The organism is Streptomyces sp. NPDC002911 (genome assembly GCF_053591835.1).
In genome coordinates, this window is sequence record NZ_JBSFUO010000086.1 from 1 (window position 1) to 1,845 (window position 1,845).

3 protein-coding genes are annotated in these 1,845 nt (G+C 68.9%); all 3 read right to left on the reverse strand.

All coding sequences use genetic code 11. The features are described 5' to 3' along the window. Positions 1-238 (reverse strand): adenosylhomocysteinase (locus tag ACWD04_RS33950; protein WP_451137577.1); only part of this gene is annotated, 238 nt, incomplete at its 3' end. Beyond that, a complete protein-coding gene (metF, locus tag ACWD04_RS33955) occupies positions 216-1,088 on the reverse strand; it encodes a methylenetetrahydrofolate reductase [NAD(P)H] (RefSeq protein WP_451137578.1) in 873 nt (290 codons plus the stop codon). The genes ACWD04_RS33950 and metF, both read right to left, overlap by 23 nt. Then, positions 1,085-1,845 (reverse strand): vitamin B12 dependent-methionine synthase activation domain-containing protein (locus tag ACWD04_RS33960; RefSeq protein WP_451137579.1); only part of this gene is annotated, 761 nt, incomplete at its 5' end. The genes metF and ACWD04_RS33960, both read right to left, overlap by 4 nt.

A 1,845-nucleotide genomic window follows, 5' to 3' on the forward strand; every position in this document is an offset into this window, starting at 1 on the left:
GGACCTCGGCGCCCAGGGCGACCAGGGTCTCGATGAGCACCGCTGTCTGCACAGTCATGTGCAGGGAGCCGGTGATCCGGGCGCCCGCCAGCGGCCGGGCCCCGGCGTACTCCTTACGGATCGACATCAGGCCGGGCATCTCGTGCTCGGCCAGTGTGATCTCCTTGCGCCCGAAGGCGGCCAGGGAGAGATCGGCGACCTTGAAGTCCGTGAAGTCAGCTGTGGTCTGCGAGGACATGCGGTGCACTCCTTGAGTTCAGTACGTTGCGGTGGATGTCCAGGGCAGCGGTGGACCGGTTGAGCGTGATGTAGTGCAGGCCCGGCGCGCCTTCGGCCAGGAGCCGTTCGGCCATGGCGGTGGCATGGCCGACACCGATGCGATGCGCGTCGGCGGGGTCGTCCCGTGCGGCGTCGAGGCGGTGCGCCAGGTCCTCGGGGAAGGCTGCGCCACTGAGTTCGGCGAAGCGGACGATCTGACGCACGTCGGTGGCCGGCATGATCTCCGGAATGATCGGGGTGTCACAGCCCGCCGCGGCGACCCGGTCGCGCAGCCTCAGATAGTCCTCCACGTCGAAGAACATCTGGGTGATCGCGTAGTCGGCGCCCGCCCGGCACTTGGCGACGAAGTGCCGGATGTCGCTGTCCCAGTCCGCCGAGCGTGGATGACGCTCAGGAAATGCCGCCACGCCGACGCTGAACTCACCCAGGTCCCTTACCAGTGACACGAGTTCGTGAGCATGCCGGAGGCCTTCGGGGTGCGGGATCCAGGGAGCGTTCGGATCTCCGGGCGGATCACCACGCAGGACCAGGACGTCCCGGACACCCGCGTCCGCGTACTGGCCGATGATGTGCCGCAGCTCGGCCACCGAGTGCCCGACGGCGGTCAGGTGCGCCACGGGGCGCAGGGTCGTCCCGGACACGATGTCCTTGGTGACCTCGATGGTGCGCGCGCGTGAGGATCCGCCCGCGCCGTAGGTGACGGACACGAAGTCGGGGGCGAAGGGTTCGACGCGGCGAATGGCCCGCCACAGGCTCTGCTCGCCCCTGGCCGTCCTGGGCGGGAAGAACTCGAACGAGAACGTCGTCATGAGCGGCCTGCTCCCGCGTTGAAGTACGTGGCCTGAGGGTGGTGGCTGACGATCGCGTCGGTGGACTGTTCGGGGTGGAGCTGGAACTCCTCGGACAGGACGACACCGATCCGCTCCGGCTCCAGCAGGTCAGCGATCTTCGCCCGGTCCTCCAGATCAGGGCAGGCCGGGTAGCCCAGGGAGTAACGGCACCCCTGGTACTCGGTACGGAACATGCCCTCCATCGCCGACGGGTCGCTCCCGCCGATGCCCAGCTCGGCGCGGACGCGGGCGTGCCAGTACTCGGCGAGTGCCTCGGCCAGCTGCACGGACAGCCCGTGCAGTTCCAGGTAGTCGCGGTAGGAGTTCGACTCGAAGAGCTCGGCGGTGGCCCCGCCGATCCTCGAGCCGACGGTGACGACCTGGAGGCCGATCACATCCCGCTCCCCCGACTCCTCGGGGCGGAAGAAGTCCGCGAGGCACAGGCGCCGCCCACGGCGCTGGCGCGGAAAGGTGAACCGGGTGCGCTCGTTCCCGTCGTCGTCCAGGATGATCAGGTCGTCGCCCTTGGACACGCAGGGGAAGTAGCCGTGGACCACGGCCGCTTCGAGCAGGTTCTGCGTGCGCAGCCGGTCCAGCCACATCCGCAGCCGCGGCCGGCCCTCGCTCTCGATGGTGTCGCCCTTGAGGCCCCACTGGCCCTTGAAGAGGGCGCCCTCGTCCAGCCAGGAGGCGTACTCCTTGAGCTGGATGCCCTTGACGACGCGGGTGCCCCAGA

Bases quoted from the DNA above. Each gene is read 5' to 3' on its own strand.
- metF (WP_451137578.1), bottom strand. From the start codon at position 1,088: ATGACGACGTTCTCGTTCGAGTTCTTCCCGCCCAGGACGGCCAGGGGC.